The 17,448-nt window shown below is 66.6% G+C and carries 18 protein-coding genes; 9 read left to right on the forward strand and 9 right to left on the reverse strand.

Annotated elements, in window-relative coordinates:
* The first annotated feature begins 51 nt into the window (after positions 1 to 51).
* Positions 52 to 474, forward strand: coding sequence for a RidA family protein (locus FOE78_RS00190; protein WP_143984533.1), 423 nt, complete (start codon positions 52 to 54; stop codon positions 472 to 474).
* 135 nt (positions 475 to 609) lie between these two features.
* On the opposite strand, the gene FOE78_RS00195 is transcribed toward FOE78_RS00190, so the two are convergent.
* Positions 610 to 870 carry an SHOCT domain-containing protein gene (locus FOE78_RS00195; protein WP_210414733.1) on the reverse strand — a complete coding sequence of 87 codons (261 nt, stop codon included), beginning with the start codon at positions 868 to 870 and terminating at the stop codon, positions 610 to 612.
* Between the two features lie 247 nt (positions 871 to 1,117).
* Between FOE78_RS00195 and FOE78_RS00200 the strand changes: the two genes are divergently transcribed.
* The 7 genes from FOE78_RS00200 to FOE78_RS00230 all read left to right on the forward strand — a co-directional run bounded on the left by FOE78_RS00200 (position 1,118) and on the right by FOE78_RS00230 (position 7,689).
* Complete coding sequence (locus FOE78_RS00200) at positions 1,118 to 2,422, forward strand: sensor histidine kinase (protein WP_168207288.1); 1,305 nt, start codon at positions 1,118 to 1,120, stop codon at positions 2,420 to 2,422.
* Positions 2,419 to 3,075 carry a response regulator gene (locus FOE78_RS00205; protein ID WP_143984536.1) on the forward strand — a complete coding sequence of 219 codons (657 nt, stop codon included), beginning with the start codon at positions 2,419 to 2,421 and terminating at the stop codon, positions 3,073 to 3,075. The genes FOE78_RS00200 and FOE78_RS00205 overlap by 4 nt, the downstream gene beginning before the upstream one ends.
* A 118-nt stretch (positions 3,076 to 3,193) precedes the next feature.
* Entirely contained in the window at positions 3,194 to 3,982 is a 789-nt protein-coding gene (locus FOE78_RS00210) for a GNAT family N-acetyltransferase (RefSeq protein WP_143984537.1), read from the forward strand.
* A 55-nt stretch (positions 3,983 to 4,037) separates the two neighbouring features.
* Positions 4,038 to 4,355, forward strand: coding sequence for a hypothetical protein (locus FOE78_RS00215; RefSeq protein WP_143984538.1), 318 nt, complete (start codon positions 4,038 to 4,040; stop codon positions 4,353 to 4,355).
* 283 nt (positions 4,356 to 4,638) lie between these two features.
* Positions 4,639 to 6,045 carry an IS1380 family transposase gene (locus tag FOE78_RS00220; RefSeq protein WP_168207289.1) on the forward strand — a complete coding sequence of 469 codons (1,407 nt, stop codon included), beginning with the start codon at positions 4,639 to 4,641 and terminating at the stop codon, positions 6,043 to 6,045.
* 173 nt (positions 6,046 to 6,218) lie between these two features.
* Positions 6,219 to 6,854 (forward strand): class I SAM-dependent methyltransferase, encoded by a 636-nt coding sequence (locus FOE78_RS00225; RefSeq protein WP_143984540.1) that lies wholly within the window; start codon positions 6,219 to 6,221, stop codon positions 6,852 to 6,854.
* Positions 6,855 to 7,119: 265 nt separating this feature from the next.
* A complete protein-coding gene (locus FOE78_RS00230; protein WP_143984541.1) occupies positions 7,120 to 7,689 on the forward strand; it encodes a GNAT family N-acetyltransferase in 570 nt (189 codons plus the stop codon).
* A gap of 106 nt (positions 7,690 to 7,795) precedes the next feature.
* On the opposite strand, the gene FOE78_RS00235 is transcribed toward FOE78_RS00230, so the two are convergent.
* From FOE78_RS00235 to pdxR, 6 genes are all read right to left on the reverse strand, one after another.
* Positions 7,796 to 9,928 (reverse strand): DEAD/DEAH box helicase, encoded by a 2,133-nt coding sequence (locus tag FOE78_RS00235; RefSeq protein WP_143984542.1) that lies wholly within the window; start codon positions 9,926 to 9,928, stop codon positions 7,796 to 7,798.
* Between the two features lie 8 nt (positions 9,929 to 9,936).
* On the reverse strand, positions 9,937 to 10,743 hold the full coding sequence (gene brxD / locus FOE78_RS00240; RefSeq protein WP_143984543.1) for a BREX system ATP-binding protein BrxD: 807 nt from the start codon (positions 10,741 to 10,743) through the stop codon (positions 9,937 to 9,939).
* Positions 10,706 to 11,380 (reverse strand): NERD domain-containing protein, encoded by a 675-nt coding sequence (locus FOE78_RS00245; RefSeq protein WP_228266166.1) that lies wholly within the window; start codon positions 11,378 to 11,380, stop codon positions 10,706 to 10,708. The genes brxD and FOE78_RS00245 overlap by 38 nt, the downstream gene beginning before the upstream one ends.
* Positions 11,381 to 11,559: 179 nt before the next feature.
* Positions 11,560 to 11,979, reverse strand: coding sequence for a type II toxin-antitoxin system VapC family toxin (locus FOE78_RS00250; RefSeq protein ID WP_143984544.1), 420 nt, complete (start codon positions 11,977 to 11,979; stop codon positions 11,560 to 11,562).
* On the reverse strand, positions 11,976 to 12,290 hold the full coding sequence (locus tag FOE78_RS00255; protein WP_228265976.1) for a FitA-like ribbon-helix-helix domain-containing protein: 315 nt from the start codon (positions 12,288 to 12,290) through the stop codon (positions 11,976 to 11,978). The genes FOE78_RS00250 and FOE78_RS00255 overlap by 4 nt, the downstream gene beginning before the upstream one ends.
* A gap of 18 nt (positions 12,291 to 12,308) precedes the next feature.
* A complete protein-coding gene (gene pdxR, locus FOE78_RS00260) occupies positions 12,309 to 13,640 on the reverse strand; it encodes a MocR-like pyridoxine biosynthesis transcription factor PdxR (protein WP_143984545.1) in 1,332 nt (443 codons plus the stop codon).
* 69 nt (positions 13,641 to 13,709) lie between these two features.
* Here pdxR and FOE78_RS00265 point away from each other — a divergent pair, with 69 nt between their 5' ends.
* Positions 13,710 to 14,423: a pyridoxamine 5'-phosphate oxidase family protein gene (locus FOE78_RS00265; protein WP_143984546.1), complete on the forward strand. Its 714-nt coding sequence runs from the start codon at positions 13,710 to 13,712 to the stop codon at positions 14,421 to 14,423.
* An 88-nt stretch (positions 14,424 to 14,511) separates the two neighbouring features.
* On the opposite strand, the gene FOE78_RS00270 is transcribed toward FOE78_RS00265, so the two are convergent.
* Entirely contained in the window at positions 14,512 to 16,542 is a 2,031-nt protein-coding gene (locus FOE78_RS00270) for an oxidoreductase (protein ID WP_228266167.1), read from the reverse strand.
* A gap of 25 nt (positions 16,543 to 16,567) precedes the next feature.
* The gene (gene chcA / locus FOE78_RS00275) at positions 16,568 to 17,386 is read right to left on the reverse strand and encodes a 1-cyclohexenylcarbonyl-CoA reductase (RefSeq protein WP_210414735.1); all 819 of its coding nucleotides are present in this window, start codon (positions 17,384 to 17,386) and stop codon (positions 16,568 to 16,570) included.
* Positions 17,387 to 17,448 lie beyond the last annotated feature (62 nt).

Here is a 17,448-nt window from a genome sequence, read left to right on the forward strand (position 1 = left end):
GGACTCCCGAACCCGTCGCCGTCGAGATCGAATTCAGCTACCGTCCGGGTCATGTCAGCCGTCCGACTCATCCGTTCCGCTGTTCTGTCCGAGACTGCCGAATACGCCTACGCCGCCACGGTCGATGCCGCCGGTCTCCGGATGATCTTCACCGCGGGCGCCTGCCCGCTGGATTCGGACGGCAACACCGTCGCGGTCGGTGACGTCGCCGGGCAGGCGCGGCAGGTGATGGCCAATCTGGAGCAGGCACTCGGCGACGCCGGAGCGGAGCTCACCGACGTGCTGCAGACGACGGTGTACGTCGCCTCGTCCGATCGTTCCGACCTCACAACGGCCTGGCGGGTGGTGCGAAATGGGTTCGGCGAACACGATGCGCCCAGCACGCTGCTCGGAGTGGCGGCATTCGGCTACCCCGACCAACTGGTCGAAGTGGTCGCCACTGCGGCCACAGTTGTCGCGCGCGAGCCGAGCTGAACCTGATCCTCGGGAAGTTAACTCAGGAATCGGCACACTCGTTGGGCTTCCCGGCCCGGTCGCACGCTCAGCGCGGCCGGACAGAGCTGACGAGTGTGCCGATTCCTGAGTTATCGCCGTCGGCATCAGTGCGGCTCAGGACTTCGACTTCTTCCCGTTCTGCGGATGGTGATCAACTCCGGGCGTCCAGTTCAGTGCGGCGGCGCGCTCGAGGAACTCGTCGCTGGCGATCTCCCCGTTGGCGAACCGGGTGGCCAGCAGCTTGCGCGCCTCGAACTCCGGACTCAACGGACCGATCCGGTTGCCGCCGGCAGCCCATGGCGGCGGACCGATCTTGCCCTTGCGGGCCAGGAAGAACAGCACGGCGCCGATCAGCAGCAGGGTGAGCAGAAACATGACAACTCCTAGAAATGGTGCGAAGAACGGCACACCGCCGCCCCAGGTGTGGAAACCGGGGCCCGGGCCGCCCCAACCGTGTGGATTCATGCGACCCACGATTCAACGCGTCAGCCTCCCCCGCATCGGCTGTCAGGCGACACCTTCACTACGTCAGCCGACGTAGCGCGGCTACGTCGGTGATGCGATGTCTCGGCGCTACCGGCCCAGTAGTGTCATGAACTGCTCACAGGGAGGGAGGTGGACGGTGGCCGATTCGAAGTCGCGGCTGCTGTTGCTGGACGTCCCGTTGGCGCTGGTGATCGGTTCCGGGTCGTTGGCGGTGGCCCGCATCTTTGCCGAACTCTCCCAGCAGCCCCTCGGTCGGAGTGGAGCCGAGTTTCCGATGGGGCCACCGTGGGCGCACCCGGGCCGCGGCCATGTTGAGACCTGGTCGCCGCCGTCGTTCCGCGCTGATCTTGGTGAGCCGTACACCTGGATCGCACTGATCTGGGTGTTGATCTTGATGCTGGGGATCGCGTTCCGGCGGGTTCGGCCTCGAACCGGGTACGCGATCACGGTCGTCGGCGCGACCGGCTATCTGGCTGCAGGGCTGCCGTTCGGGCCGGTGCTGGTGGCCCCGGCGCTCGGTCTGGTCACCATGGCGATGCGGTTGAGCGTGCGCCGATGGGCGCCCTGGACGGTGCTGCTGGCGCCGATGATCTGGGCCGGTTTCGTCTCCGAGGACTACTTCGGGCTGACCGATCCGACCTTCTACAGCACCTTGATCATGTTGTCCGCGGCGATGTTGATGCCGGCACTGTTCGCCACCCTGCGGCGCAACCGGCTCGATGCCGGCCGGCGGACCCGGCAGCTGGAGCTGCGGCGGGCAGCGTACCAGGAACGACTGCGGATCGCCCGGGACGTGCATGACCTGATCGGGCACAGCCTTTCGGTGATCAACATGCAGGCAGGTGTGGCCCTGTACGTGTTGGACAAGGAACGCGGCGCGGGTGCTGCCGACGGCGCGGCGGGTGACAGCACCAAGATCACCGAATCGCTGCAGGCCATCCGATCCACCAGCAAGAACGCGCTGGACGAGTTGCGGGCGACGCTGGGCGTCTTCCGCGGCGAGGCAACCGACACCGGTGAGCAACGGGCGCCGGTGGCGGGACTGCAACGGGTCCCCGAGTTGGTGGCGTCGTTTCGCCGGGCAGGCGGTGCGGTTGAGTTGATCATGGACGACACTGTGGACGACCTGCCCGGTCCGGTCGACTCGGCAGCGTACCGCATCGTCCAGGAGGGCTTGACCAACGTCGCCAAGCATGCCGGCCGAGCCACCGCTACGGTACGAATCCACCGCGAACCGGAGTCGCTGGTGATCGACATCAGCGATGACGGGCCGCCGGTCCGCAGCACTGCCGCCGCTCGCGACAGCGGCGGCAACGGCCTGATCGGGATGGCCGAACGGGCATCATCGGTCGGCGGTACCGTCTGGGCCGGTCCACTGCCGGATCGCGGATTCGGCGTGCACGCGGAGTTTCCGTTGCTGACCAACAGGAGTACGACATGACGATCACCGTCGCGCTGGCCGATGATCAACCGCTGGTCCGGATGGGTCTGCGCGTCCTGCTGGACGCAGAAGATGATCTTGAACTGGTCGGTGAGGCGGGCAACGGGCACGAGATCGTCGACCTGGTTCGGCGCTTGCATCCCGACGTGGTGTTGATGGATGTCCGGATGCCGCTGGCGGACGGCCTGCAGGCGCTGGCCAAGATCAAATCCGATCCGGCGACGGCCGAGACCAAGGTGGTGATGCTGACCACGTTCGAGCTGGACGAGTATGTGTTCGAGGCACTGTCCAGCGGTGCCAGCGGATTCTTGATCAAGGACAGCGACCCGGCCGACTTCATCCGGGCGATCCGGGTAGCGGCCTCGGGCGAGTCGTTGCTGAGCCCGTCGGTGACCCGCCGGGTTATCTCCTCCTTCACCGGTTCCCGGCCGGCCGTGCACAAGCCGCATCCGCTGCTGGGCGAGCTGACCGATCGGGAGACCGAGGTGCTCGGGCTGGTCGGCGAGGGCTTGAGCAACGACGAGATTGCCGACCGGCTGGTGGTCAGCCCGGCCACGGCCCGTACCCATGTCAGCCGAACGATGGTCAAGCTGCAGGCCCGGGATCGGGCGCAGCTGGTGGTGATCGCCTACCAGGCCGGGTTGGTGACCTGACAGACGATGAGATGTGTCTACGCGTTCACCCGTCGGCGCCGAATCGCACCGAATTCCGCCGACGCGTAGACAAATCTGGTCGCTCCCACGGCCGTGCTGCTGCGACAATCCGGGAATCGTGACCGCACATTCGAACCTCGATCTGCTGCAAGCCGAGATCGAGGTGATCTGGGGACCGGAGCGCCGCGCGCCCGAGGCACCGCCGTCGGTGGTGATCGGCGACGCCGCAGCCGTTGGCGACGGCGCGGGTGATCACGGAACCGGCGGCATGATCATCGAGGTACGTTCCGATCTTGACCGAGCGTTGCTGCCCGAGTTGCGGTCGATCGCCGAAGATCATCAACCGTCGTTGGCAGTCGGGTTGGTGCAGGGCCAATTGCGTCGCTGGTTCGGCCCGCTCGAGATCACCGTCGGTCCCGGCTACGACTGCAGTGCTCCTGCGGCCCAGGCGACGCCGGAGATCGGACGGCTGATCCGCTCCGATCGGCCGCACGCGGCAACTGCCTTGCGGCGGCCGCCGACCTGGGACGACGAGGAGTGGCCGAAACTGCTGTCCGGCGGCTTCGGCCCCTGGGCAATGGTGGTCGACGGCGATCGGATGCTGTCGCTGTGTCATTGCGCCCGGTTGGCCCCGGCCGGCGTCGAAGCGGGCACCTGGACCGCCGAGGACGTACGCGGCCGCGGGCTCGCCGCGGTGGCGACCGCTGCCTGGGCCGACGCCTGCCGCTCGTTGCCGGGACACGTCTTCTACAGCACCGATCGCGCCAACGTCGCCTCGCAGCGCGTGGCGGCCCGGCTGAATTTGCCGCTGATCGGGCAACTGTGGAAATTCAGAACGGCCGACGAGGACGACGGCCCGCTCGGCGAGCGGCTCTCGGTGATCGCCCGGGTTGAATATCGGCTGTGAGCCGGCCCGCGGCCCGACGTTCGGCGGTCCGGACCGGCCGCGTACGGTCGGCCGCATGGCATTGCGTAGCGCAGAAGAAGTCTCCACCGCACCCGTGGTCGCGACCGGCCTGATCGGCGGCTACCTGGCGGCGCGGGAGACCGGCATCCGTCCACTCGGCGGGGTGGTGCTCGGCCTGGCCGGTGCGTACGCGGGCCGGACCTGGCTGGCGAAGAAAGGGCCGGTCGTCACCGCAGCGCTCGCAGCTCTCTACGTCGGTGGGTTCGGTGCATCCCATCCGCTGGCCAAGAAGATCGGCGCCTGGCCGGCGGTGCTGACCGTGACGGCGGCAGCCGCCGGCGCCGCCTGGGCCCTGGCCGACCGCGACTCCTGACCGAGCATCCTCTTCCCGCGCGCACCTTCGGTTCTCCCGCGCGCCGTCGTGACGCGGAGGAACCTTCCCGCACACCTTCGGCTCTCCCGCACACGTTCCAACTTGCGCGGCAGCGCCGACGGTGCGCGGGACGGCGACGGCGAGCCGGTCTAAGCCTCGATCCGTGGACGAGTAGTCGGTTGGGTGGGGCTGTCCAGCGTGTGAGGACGTGAGAGGCCTTCCTGGCAAGGGAGAATCTGTGTTGCTAACGCACTGATCCGACCGAACCAAGAAGGCACTGATAGTGAAACTACCTCATGGGTGGACGCGGGCTGTTCCGATGTTCGATGAGGAGCACCTGGTGTCGTGTGCCGGGCTGGCTCCGGTGATGGGTCTGGCCGAGCGGGCCGGCTTGTCGGAGTTGCTGGCCGACCGGGTTCGGGTCGATTCGGCATGGGTGGCCTCGTCTGGGGTCAACCCGGCGGGGAAGGTCACCTCGATCATCGCCGGGATGGCCGCAGGTGCGGACTGTATCGATGATCTGGACGTGATCCGGGCTGGTGGAACGGCGCGACTGTTCAAGCAGGTGTACGCGCCCGCGACCTTGGGTCAGTTCCTGCGCAACCTCAGCCATGGACACACCAGCCAGCTGGCGTCGGTGGCCCGAGCCCACCTGGTCAACCTCGTCGGCTGCAGCGACTTGTTGCCGGGGATCGAGCAGCGGGCGTTGATCGATATCGACTCGCTGCTCCGTCCGGTCTACGGGCATGCCAAGGAGGGTGCGAGTTTCGGGCACGCCAAGATCGCCGGCAAACAGGTGCTCCGCAAGGGCCTGTCGCCGCTGGTGACCACGATCAGCACTACCGACGGTGCCCCGGTAGTGGCGGGGATCCGGCTGAGGGCCGGGAAGGCCGGATCCGGGCGTGGTGCGGCATCGATGGTGACCGAGGCCATCGGCACCGCCCGACAGGCCGGCGCGACCGGCGAGATTTTGGTGCGGGGCGATTCGGCTTACGGCAACCACCTGGTCGCTGGAGCCTGCCTGGACCACGGCGTGCGGTTCTCACTGGTGTTGACCCGCAACGCCGCGCTCGACCAAGCGATTGCCTCGATCGCGGAGGATGCCTGGACTGCCGTGCACTATCCCGGTGCCGTCGTCGACCCCGACACCGGCGTGTTGATCTCCGACGCCCAGGTCGCCGAGGTCGAGGCGTTCACCGCCTTCGCCAGCACTGCCCGGCCGATCACCGCCCGGCTGGTCGTCCGCCGAGTGCGGGATGTCGCCAGGCTCGACGAGTTGTTCCCGGTGTGGCGCTACCACCCGTTCCTGACCAACAGTCTCGAATCCGTCACCCGAGCCGATGTGACCCATCGCCAACACGCGATCATCGAAACCGTGCACTCGGATCTGATCGACGGCCCGTTGGCTCACCTGCCGTCGGGCCGATTCGCCGCCAACACAGCCTGGGCGATCTGCGCCGGGATCTGTCACAACCTGCTCCGCGCCGCCGGCAGCCTGGTCGGCGGCCGGCATGCCGTGGCTCGGGGAGCCACCCTGCGCCGGCACCTGATCATGGTGCCCGCCCGGATCGCGCGGCCGGCCCGCCGAAAGTTCCTGCACCTACCCGCTCACTGGCCCTGGGCCGATCAGTGGCTCCGATTGTGGCACCACGTGTTCACCAACAGCATCGGGCCACCGGCAGCCACATAGCCCATCGACCCGACCGCCGCATCGGCGCCAACCGGAGAGCAGACGTGGAAAAGCTGGGCAGACCAGCAACTCACCCATGCCCCGACGACAAACAACGAGCCAATCCAAGATCAACATCACAAACCAAGATCAACACCCGAGCCAGTCCACGGATTGAGGCTAAGCTCGGCGCCATGGCACCGGATGCACTCTCCACCGCCGACAGTCAGCAACGTCGCTACTGGGATGATCACGCCACCACCTACGACCGGGGCATGGGCTTCGCCGAGCGGCGGATCCTCCGCGACACCCGAGGCTGGGTTTGCCAGCAGGCAACGGGAAACACGCTCGAGGTGGCGATCGGCACCGGCCTCAACCTGCCCTGGTACCCGAAGTCGATCAAGCTCACCGGGCTGGACCTGAGCCCGCGGATGCTGCAGCTGGCCAAGCGCCGCGCCGATGAACTTGATCTTGCTGTCGAACTGAAGGAAGGCACCGCCAGCGAGCTCCCCTTCGACGACAGCACCTTCGACACGGTCGTCAGCACCCTCTCACTGTGCTCCATCCCCGACGACAAGCAGGCAGTCTCGGAGATGATCCGGGTGCTCAAGCCAGGCGGCAAGTTGATCTTGGCCGACCACGTCGAGTCATCCTCGGCGATCTTGCGGCTGCTGCAACGCGGCGTCGAGCTGTGGAGTCTGCGTCAGGGTGAGCACTTCACCCGACGCCCCATCCACCACCTGTACGCCGCCGGCGTTCACATCCAAGATCACGAACGTTTCCTGGCAGGCATGATCGAGCGCGAGGTCGCGATCAAGCCCGCCTGGTGAGCGATTGCGGATATTGCACGGCGTGTCCACGGGTACGTAGGTAGCTTGTCCCGGTGTCCGTGATCGCGGCGCCACTGCCGGAGTGCACGGTGCTCACCGAGCCGGAGCACGAGGCCGGCGCGGTGCTCGGCGTGATCAAGCTCGGCCAGTAGCACCCAGCGCCGGCATAGTTCGCCGGCGATCGGCCACGAGCCGCTATGCTGCCGCCCATGTTCCGTTCCTGATCAAGCCGACGACCAATCCGCCCTGATCGAATGGAACGCCCATGCCCACCATCCGCCCCTATCTGCCCACGGACCAGACCAGCTGGCTGCGCTGCCGCGTCCTCAGTTTCCTGAACACCTGCTACTACGACGATGTCCGCCGGACCAGACCGCACGAAGACGATCTTGTCGTTTCCCTCGTCGCCGCGTCGGGCGACGAGGTGGTCGGTCTGATCGATGTCACCGTTGATGGCTCGGCGGCGACCATCGACTGCATCGCCATACATCCGGATCACCAGCCCCACGGTCTCGGCGCACGCCTCTTCGAAGCAGCCCTAGCCGAGCTTGGCTCGGAGGTCGAAACCATCGACGCCTGGACCCGCGAGGACGAAGCAGCCAACCGCTGGTACCGCTCTCGTGGCTTCCGGGAGAATTCCCGCTATCTCCACGTGTACAAGGATTGGGATGAGTCGGTCGACGCCTTCAGCACGCCGGAGCCGCTGTCCACACCGGTACAGGCGTTCATGCAGGCCAAGATCGAGCACGAGGCAGAGCTGCGGACCCGATTCCGTCGGGTCTACGTCTGTCGCCAATACCTCAAGATCATCTGCCCAGAGCCATCTACACCGTGAGGATCGCGGAGAGATCGACAGCTGCAGCGCAGTGGCCATGATTGGGTGGATTTCGCACCGAATGTCGGTGCGTAACTACCCCAATGGGTGCGACGCGAGATCAGCACTAGATCACGGAGTCGACGACCGGATGTGAAAGTGTGGCTGCTGCTCCCGGCACATCCTCCAATCGTGCCTCAAGTGTGGCCCGTGCCAAGTCGGGCGGCAGCAACTCCGAGAACTTCAACTGTTCGAGCGCCTGTTGGGTCACAATCGGCCGGATACCCGAGTCAGACTTGCCAAGTTGGCCACGCGCTCGGACAAGGACAGATCGCAGGGCACCGGCGTCAACTCCTGCTCGGAGTGCAATCGAGCGGTTGTCGAAAACGTAACCCTCGTCGATCAGTGCGGGATCCATCGCCTCGAGCGCAGCCATCAGCGATGCGTTGGCCCGTCCACCGGCCCAGGTCCACCACCGGCTCCGACCGGTTGTTGATTCGATCACTGTTGCACGATGATCTACTCGCCCAGCGAGTTCCTCCCGGATCCGGATCAACTGACTGCCCGCCCGATCGGACATCTGTACGGAGGCCGGTGCTGAGCCGAGCAGGACGCCCCGTTCGGCCTGCATCAGCTGGTACGACAGTGGTTGGGGAATCCCGATCCAGCGCGACGTACCGAGGCTCTCAGACGGTTCGACATAGGCCCGCCTGCGGGACCAGTCGATGTGCTGGACGAGCCAGCCGCGACCCGCAAGAGTGATCACCCGCGGACCGTTCACTTTTCGGATCAATGCGTACGGATCGATGCTGCCGACCTCGTGACTTCCGTGCACCACAAGGAATTCCGGCGCCGAGGTGAAGAGCGACAAGAGCTCTATGAAGTGTCGATACCCGTAACGTCGCTCGGCTTCTGGTCCGACAAACAGCATGGCGCTGTCCACATCGACATGCTCGGATTCGATCATCCACTCAGTGATCTTCATTGTCTCCACGTCGCTGGTCAGCCCAAGGTCACGCAGCGGCTCGACCCAGGTCGTTCGGCCGACCTGTCCCTTCTGCAGGCACAACGCCAGCAGCTGTTGAGCGAGCAGATGTCGTGGCCCGGGCGGGGCGACGACGGACTCCACGTATCCTTGCGACCACCGCAGCAACAGCGCCGCAGCGGTGAGCAGCTCATCGTCGGAGGTCGTGAGGAAGAGGGCGTTCCGGCTCGTCCCACGCCGACGCCCGGTCCGCCCCAACCGCTGCAGGAACGCAGCCACCGAGGTGGGTGTGCCGACCTGGATGACCCGATCAAGATCACCGACGTCGATGCCGAGCTCGAGGGTCGAGGTGGCGACTATGACACAGTCACGAGCCTCAGCGAAGGCACGTTCTGCTCGTCGGCGTTCGGCTGCCGACAGGGATGAGTGCGAGACGTACGTTTCGGTGCCCAGGTCAATCAATCGCTGGGCCAATTCCTCTACCCGGGCTCGGCTTTCGGCGAACACCAACCGCTTCTGTCCACGATGCAGAGCGGAAATGATCTTGGCCGCATTGGTCACCGAGCCGACATAGTCCAGCTCGACGTCGGCACTCGTCGAGCCGGGCACCTCGGGATTGATCACCTGCGCAGACCGCCGTCCCCGGCCCGATCCTTGGAGCCAGGTCAGCAGTTCCGGCGCGTTTCCCACCGTCGCCGACAGCCCGATTCGTTGCAGCGGCCGGCCAACCAGCTCCGCGATTCGCTCCAGCACCGCCAGCAGATGCCACCCGCGATCGTCACCGGCAAAGGCGTGCACCTCGTCAACGACCACTGTCCGGACCTCGGACAGCAGGATGCGTGCGTCGATCGTGGTGGACACCAACATGGCTTCGAGCGATTCGGGCGTGGTCAGCACAATGTCAGGGCGATCGATCGCGATCCGGCGGCGGGCACCAGCACCGGTGTCACCATGGCGGACGGCAACGCTCCGGCCGAGCCAGCCGGCATAACTTGCGATCCGCGGCTCGAGGTTGTTCAGCAGAGCCCGCAGTGGGCACACGTAGAGCACCGACGGCCCGGCCCAGGATTCGTTTGCCATCCGCGTCAGCAGCGGGAAGAGTGCGGCCTCCGTCTTCCCGCCCGCGGTCGGCGCGAGCAACAGGGCGTCCTCGCCGGCCACGACCGGCGCAATCGCCGCCTGCTGCAACGGTCGAAGCTCCCGCCAACCGAGGGTGTTGACGATGTGGTGCTGCAGCACCGGATGCAGTTCGGAAAACCCTGCAGGCGTTGACATGGCACTCCTCACAGCTCGAGGTCGATGTCGCCCGCGCGCGCCGGTTGCGCCAGATTCCTTTCGACGTCGGTCAACTCACCGGAGCTGACGGTGAGCTGATAGTGCTGGCGCGGATCGAAGTCGTCGAATTGATCAACGCGATCCAGCACATCACCGACGAGCTTCTTCAGGAACACCCGCGGCGCGATTCCGACCTGACCACCCAACGATCCGGCCACGGCGTCGGCCAGCAAGCCCAGGTAGTCGTCGTCGACCAGGGTACGGATCCGGTCGCCCTGGGTGCTGCCTTCGGCGTAAAGATCACGGACCCGCTGGCCCAGCTCGACCAGGCTGTCATGATCAAATCCACGCAGCCGGATCTGCACCGCCCGCGGGTTGTCAAATCGTGGATCGGTGTCGAAGTCGACGCGCAGTCGGCCGGCCAACGGTGGCAGCCGGGAAATTCCGGACGGACCTTCGAAGAAGGCCGGGGTGCCAGTGATCAACAAGTACAAGCCGGGAAACCGGCCCGCATCCACCTCGTCGATCAACTGCCGCATCGCGTTCAGCGCCTTGTCCCGGACGTCACCGCGCATCCGCTGCAGGGTTTCGACCTCGTCAAGCACGACCAACAGCCCTGGGTGCCCAGCATCGCGCAGCACCACAAGCAGTCCTTGTAGTGCACCCATGGCGCCGAAATGATCAAGGTCGCCCTTGATCCCGGCTGACCGCTTCGCGGCCGCGGCAACGTGCGGCTGCCCGCCGAGCCAGGCCACCAGTGCTTCCGCCCGGGCCGTGTCACCGGTGTCGACGGCCGACCGGTACGCCCGCAGCACCGCGGCGAACGCGGGCGTGGAAGGCCTTCCACTCCTGCCAGCCGTCGCCCTCGGCGATAGCCTGTTCGGTGATCACCCAGGATCCGGCCTCGCGTTGGCGGCGCTGGACCAGGCCGATCCGGCTCATCAGCTCGGCCAGGACGGTTTCACGGATCGGATGCCGCTGATCGCCGGGTTCGAGCAGCAACTCGGAGATGCCTGGCAGGTGGCTGTGGTTCTCGAGCCCATCAATGCCGTACAGACCCATCGCGCTCGACTCGGACAACTCGGAGACCAGCTGCGGGTGATGCAGGAACACCGACTCCTGCACCCACGGGATGACCTGGTAAGCCGGTGGGGCGTTGCGAACGCGTCGCTCACGCACCCAGCGGTCGTACTCGTCGGTCAGCTTGCTCTTGAAGTACTGCGCCTTGCGCCGGGCCAGCTTGAGCGGCGAATCCTCCGCCCGGTGGCCGCTGCGCAGCCAGGTGTGATCGTCTCCGCGCAGCTGCCCCGAGTAGTACTTGAGCTCGATCAGGTGCAGTCTGCGGCGGCCGAGCACCAACAGGTCGACCTCATGCCAGCGGCCGTGGCTGTCCCGGAACTCGAAGTTGGACCAGGCACGAAAAGGAGGCTGGTCGGGCAGCAGATTGCGCACGATCTGCAAGCCCTCAGCCTCGTGGGTGAGCTACGAATCAGCTACCTCGATCCACCGGTCGTCAGCGGGTGACGTCACATGTACCTCCTGTCCCCCACGACGTTCGGTCTCACCCTAAACCGTCGGCCCGGCTCGACTGACGACGCTCCGGCATCAGGTCCGCCGGAGGGCCGAGGGAGTCAGGATGCCCAGGGATCGACCAGTTCGATCCCTGTATTGGCGAAGTCCTTGGTGTTCCTGGTGGCGCAGGTGGCTGAGTTTGCTCGACAGATCGCCGCGATCTGAGCATCTGCAGTGTGGATCGGCAGGCCGGCGCGTTCGCGCGCGACCAGGATGTTGGGATAGGACTCCGCCGCACGGTCGTCGAACGCGAGGATCGCGCGGGTCTCTCGATATGGCTCCAGTGCGGAATCGATCTGCGTGGCCAGCTTCGAACGACGCCTACCGGCAGGTAGCCGACGAACGCCCGCCAACAGCTCGGCCAGCGTGATCGCCGTGATCGCGACGTCGCCAGTCAAGGTCTCGATCCAATCGATGACCTGCGCATCCGGATCTGGCCGGAAGACCTCGGACAGGACGTTCGTGTCGAGGACGATCATCCCAGGTCCGCCGACCGGGCCAGATCAGTTCGGTCCGGCACGGGCAAGTCCTCGACGCCACCGACCTCCCGTGCAGCAGCTACCAGCGCAAGGCCGATGTGGGGTTGGCGCGTGGCCTTGGTGAGGATGTCGCGAGCCTCCGCCTCCATCGACCGGCCATGTTCCCTTGCCTGTGCTGCGAGCTGCTTCTTGACGGACTCGTCCAGCCCACGGATGACGACGGATGCCATCGAGATCACCTCCAACTCCGGATTGCTATCAGTGATGATAGCGCCCTCGATCGGTACGTGGCCTTGGTGTGCAGCACTCACGCGCGCCGAATGACCCGCCTAGCCGTCGAGACTGCCCGTGATTGCGGTCAGCGCCGTGTCGAGTTGATCATCGGTGATGCCGCCGAAGCCGATGATCACGCCGTGTTGGACGGTGCTGCGGCAGTAGTCGGCGAGCAGCGGAACGTCGAAGCCTGCCGTGCGTGCGGCAGCGCGTGCGACGGCTGCTCGCGCCTTCGACATTCGGATCGTCACGTACATGCCGGCCACCGGGCCGACGATGTCGCCGTACGGGGTCATGGCCCCGACGACTCGGGCGGCGCGGTCGGCGTAGACGCGACGGGCGGAGCGGATGATCTTGTCCAGGTAGCCGTCGCGGAGCAGCGACAGAAACGCGCGCTGTACCGGCCAGGAGGCGACCTCGTGGGTGATCGTACGTCGCCGCAGCAGCGCGTCGAACTGATCCGGAGGTGGCACCATCCAGCCCAGCCGTAGGCTCGGCGCTACCGACTTGCTCGCCGTCCCGAGGTAGCAGACCTGATCTTGGTCCAGGCTCGCCAGTGCTGGCACCGGCGCAACGTCGTAACGAAACTCCGAGTCGTAGTCGTCCTCGATGATCATGGAATCCGCAGCACGGGCAGCGGCCAGCAGGCGGAGTCGTTCCGCGGCCGGCATGGTGGCTCCGAGCGGGTGCTGATGCGCAGGGGTGACGTACGTCGCGACGGTTCCGGCGGGATCGGCGCCCTGGCCGACCGAAATGTTGATCAAGGTACGGCCGGCCGCGCGGATGGTCTCGGCCGCCGCGCGATAACCGGGATCCTCCAGGGCCACCGGCCCCTCGGGCAGCACGGTGAGCAACTGGCGAAACCCGTCCGTGGTGCCGGTGGTGATCAAGATCTGCTCGGCGTCGACGACGATACCGCGGAGCCGGCCGAGCCGTTCGGCCAACTCGGTGCGCAACTCGGCGATCCCCCGCGGATCGTCGTAACCGGCGGGCGGCCGGGCGACCGAGACGTCACGCCACGCGCGCCGCCAGGCCGCAGCCTGGCGCGGATCGATCCACGGCGTTCCGGTGTCGAGGCGGATCAGCTCGCGAGCCGTGGACCGACTGCCCCGGCGCCGAGGTCGGGCCGGCGCAAGTGGTGGAGCGCCGGCGACGAAGGTGCCCGAGCCTTGCCACCCCTGCAGCCACCCTTCGGCCACCAGTTGGCCGTAGGCCTGCTCGGTGACTGCGCGGGCGACCACCAGCTCGGCGGCCAGGGCGCGGCTGCTCGGCAGGCGTTCACCGCCGGGGAGAAGTCCGCGGACGATGCGGTCCCGGATCTGATCTGCGAGCTGGGTACCCAGCGGGCGGCCGTCGGACCGATCCAGGGTGACCGAAAGAGCAGGCATGAAGTGTCCTGTCGAAACTGACGCGGATTGGCCCGTGCACCCAGGCCACTTCTGGTCAACCATGGTGCCATGAGCACCGCTACCGATGCACCCGGGATCGCCGACACTCTGTCACCGACAGCTCGGACGCGAATAGGTCGTGGCCGGAATCGGATGGTCGCCGAACGCGACCGGCTGCACACCTTCCTCGCCGAAGCCCTGGTCGCCCATCTCGGGCTAATGGTGGGCAGCGGCGCCGACGCGCATCCGATCGTGCTGCCGACGGCGTTCGCGATCGACCTCGACGGCCCGGACCAGTGCGGGACGCTCTACCTGCACGGGTCGGTCGGCGCGCGTTGGCTGCGTACGGCTCCGGACGCGTCGATCTGCGTCACCGTGACCGAGTTGGACGGTCTGGTGGCCGGCCGATCGGCCTTCCATCATTCGATGAACTACCGATCGGCGGTGATCATCGGCCGACCGCGGCTGGTCGATGATCATGACGAGCGACAGCGCGCGCTGGACCTGATCGTCGACCACATGATTCCCGGCCGGTCCGCGACGCTGCGTCCCAGCACCCGCAAGGAACTCGCCGCCACCGCGGTGCTCGCACTGGGTTTAGTGGAGGCGTCGATGAAGGCTCGCGACGGCGGTCCGGGCGACGAACCGGAGGACATCGAGGTCGGTGTTTGGGGCGGCCACATCCCGCTCCGCCGGGTCAGCGGCGCTCCGGTCCCCGACGACGATGCGCGGGGTCAGGTCCCGGCCGACGTCAGCAACCGAGCCGTCGGCCTCGCCGGCTGACACAACCGTGCGGTGATGACATCTGTCTGCGCGTCGGGCCGACAGAGCGGAAATGTGCCGATTTCGGGCGACGCGTAGACGAATCTCATCATCCCCGGAATGCGGCGGACAGTTCGTGCGCGGCCTGCAGACCCTGGCTGGTCGCACGCACCGCGTTCAGCCCGGCAGTGTCAGCGGCGCCGCCGATCACTCGGTACGGCACACCCAGCTCGGAGATGATCTTGGTCAGCTCGTCGTTGGGTTCCTGGCCGGCGGCGATGATCACCGTGTCGGCCTCGACCAGTTGATCACCGTCGGCGGTGCTGATGATCAGTCCCTGTTCGGTGATCTTGCGATAGCTCAGGTCGGTGATCATGGTCGCGCCGTGATGCCGTACGGTGCCGACCACGGCCCAGCGAGTGGTCAGCCCCATCCCGGCGCCGATCTTGCCGGTGCGGCGCATCAGGGTGACGGCTCGCTTGGACTCCGGTAGTACTGGCTCCTGATCAACGCCCCATTCGGCACGGAACGCGCGACTGCGGCTTTCAAGATGGTCGTCGGCCCCGTCCAGCAGCAGATGCGCAAGATCAACAGCGATCCCGCCGCCGCCGACGATCGCGACCCGATCACCGATCGCACTCACCTCGGCGAAGGCTTGGTGATAGCTGATCACGTTCGGTCGGTCGCTGCCCGGCAGGTCGATCACGCGCGGATGGACGCCGGTGGCGATGATGACCCCGTCGAAGCCTCGCAGCTCGGCCGCATCGCCGTCGGTGATGACGTGGTCGAGTCGGATATCGACCCCGAGCTCGGCCAACTGGGCAGTGAAGTAGCGGATCGTCTCGCCGAAGTCACGCTTGCCGGGGACCTGCCGGGCCATCCGGAACTGGCCACCCAGCTCGGGCTCGGCCTCGTACAGCACCACCTGATGTCCCAACGAGGCCAGGGATCTGGCGGCTTCCAGCCCGGCCGGGCCGCCGCCGATCACAGCGAACCGCCCAGCGGGTCCTGAGCCTGCGGGCGGCTCCGGGACGTCGAGTTCGCGGCCGGCGCGGGGGTTGACCAGGCAGGAGACCTCGGCGTCGCCGATGGAGCGGTCGATGCAGGCTTCGTTGCAGGCGATGCAGGTGTTGACCAGGTCGTGCCGGCCGGCGCGCGATTTGGCCACGATGGCCGGGTCGGCGAGGAACGGCCGGGCCATCGAGACGAAGTCGATCTTGCCGCCGGCGAGGATACGTTCGGCATGATCGACATGGTTCACCCGATTGGAGGCGATCACCGGCACCTCGACGTCGGCATTCTGCAGCGCGTCCTTGATCATTTCCGCGTACGGCACCCAGACGCCTTGGGGGACAAGGGTTTGCACGGTCGGCACCCGCGCTTCGTGCCAGCCGACGCCGACGTTGATCGCGTCCACGCCGGCTCGAGCCAGCGCAGTCGCGTAGTCGGCGATCTCGTCATGACTGCTGGACCCCGGCATCAGATCAGCGCCGGAGATCCGGAAGATCACCGGCAGGTCGGTGGCGTCCTTGATCATCCGCAACACCGCCAGCCCGAAGTTCCGCCGCCGCGACGGATCGCCGCCCCAGTGATCATCGCGCTGATTGGTCAGCGGCGACAGGAACTGGTTCAGCAGATAGCCCTCGGACGCCATCACCTCGATCGCGTCGAATCCCAACCCGGCGGCGGCTTCGGCTGCTCGACCGAAGTCCTCGAGGGTCTCGTCGATCTGCTCGGCCGACATCGGCTCCGGCATGCATCGGGAGAAGTTGCTGAAGACCGCGGACGGCGCCAGCGGGGTCAGCCCGAACGCCGATTCGAAGGCGTAACGGCCGGCGTGGAACAGCTGCGCGGCGATCTTGGCCCCGCCGTCGTGGGCAGCGGCCACCGCGCGAGCCAACGCAGGCTGATGGGAGGCCTCGCCGATCAAGGAGTACATCCGGCCGCCGGCCCCGACCCGGTTGATCGCGATCCCGCCGGTGACGATCAGGGCTGCGCCGCCACGGGCCCGTTCGGCATAGAAGGCGGCCAGCGCTGCACCGTGATCATCTCGCCCCTCCAGATTGAGGTGCATGGATCCCACGATCAGCCGGTGATCGACTTCCAGTGAGCCGATCCGGCCGGGCTGCCAAACCTTCATGATCAACTGGCCCCGAGTCCAGGGGTCAGCGGGTCGGACGCTCGGGCAGCGTCAGCGGCGCATCGACGTCGGCGAAGAACGGCGGGGCGGTGATGCTCAGCCCGCCGTCGACCACGATGGTCTGACCGGTGATGTACTCCGACGCCGGCGCCAGCAGGAAGGCGCAGGTGTCGGCAACCTCCTGCACGGTGCCGGGCCGCCGCTTCGGGATCCGGTCCAGCACCGTCTGCATCGGCGCCATCCCCGGCACGTTGTAGAAGAACTCGAGCGAGTCGGAGTCGATCAACCCGCCGTTGACCGCGTTCACGTTGATCCCGTACGGCGCGAACTCGACGGCCATGTAACGAACCCAGGCCTCCACTGCGGCCTTCATCGCGCCCAGCGTGGCGTACGTCGGATAGGCACGGATGCTGCCGTACGAGGTCAGTGTCAGGATCCTGCCACCGTTGTCCATCAGCTTGATCGCTTGCTGCGCCCCGAGCACGAAGGACCGCATGTTCATCGCGTACGAGCGATCCAGGTGATGCGGCTTCAGATCAACGATGTTCTTGAACGCGCTGGCCGCGGCGTTGGCGACGAAGTAGTCCAACCGGCCGTACTGATCGGCCACGGCGTCGAACAGCGCCGCGATCCCGTCCTCGGTCTCCACGTCGGCCTGGACGGCAACGCCCTGCCCGCCGGCCTCGGCCACATCGGCGACGACCTTCTCGGCCAGGTCGGCGTTCTTCTTGTAGTTGACCACCACCGTGGCGCCCTCGGCGGCCAGGGTGAGTGCCAGCGTCCGGCCGATGCCCCGGGAGGCACCGGTGATCAACGCGATCTTGTTCTCGTGCAGCTTGCTCAAAATGTGTTCCTTCTCATCCGACTTGTCAGAATGTAGTTGGGCTATAACCCAACCAGCTTCTG

Source organism: Microlunatus elymi, from assembly GCF_007362775.1.
GTDB lineage: Bacteria > Actinomycetota > Actinomycetes > Propionibacteriales > Propionibacteriaceae > Microlunatus > Microlunatus elymi.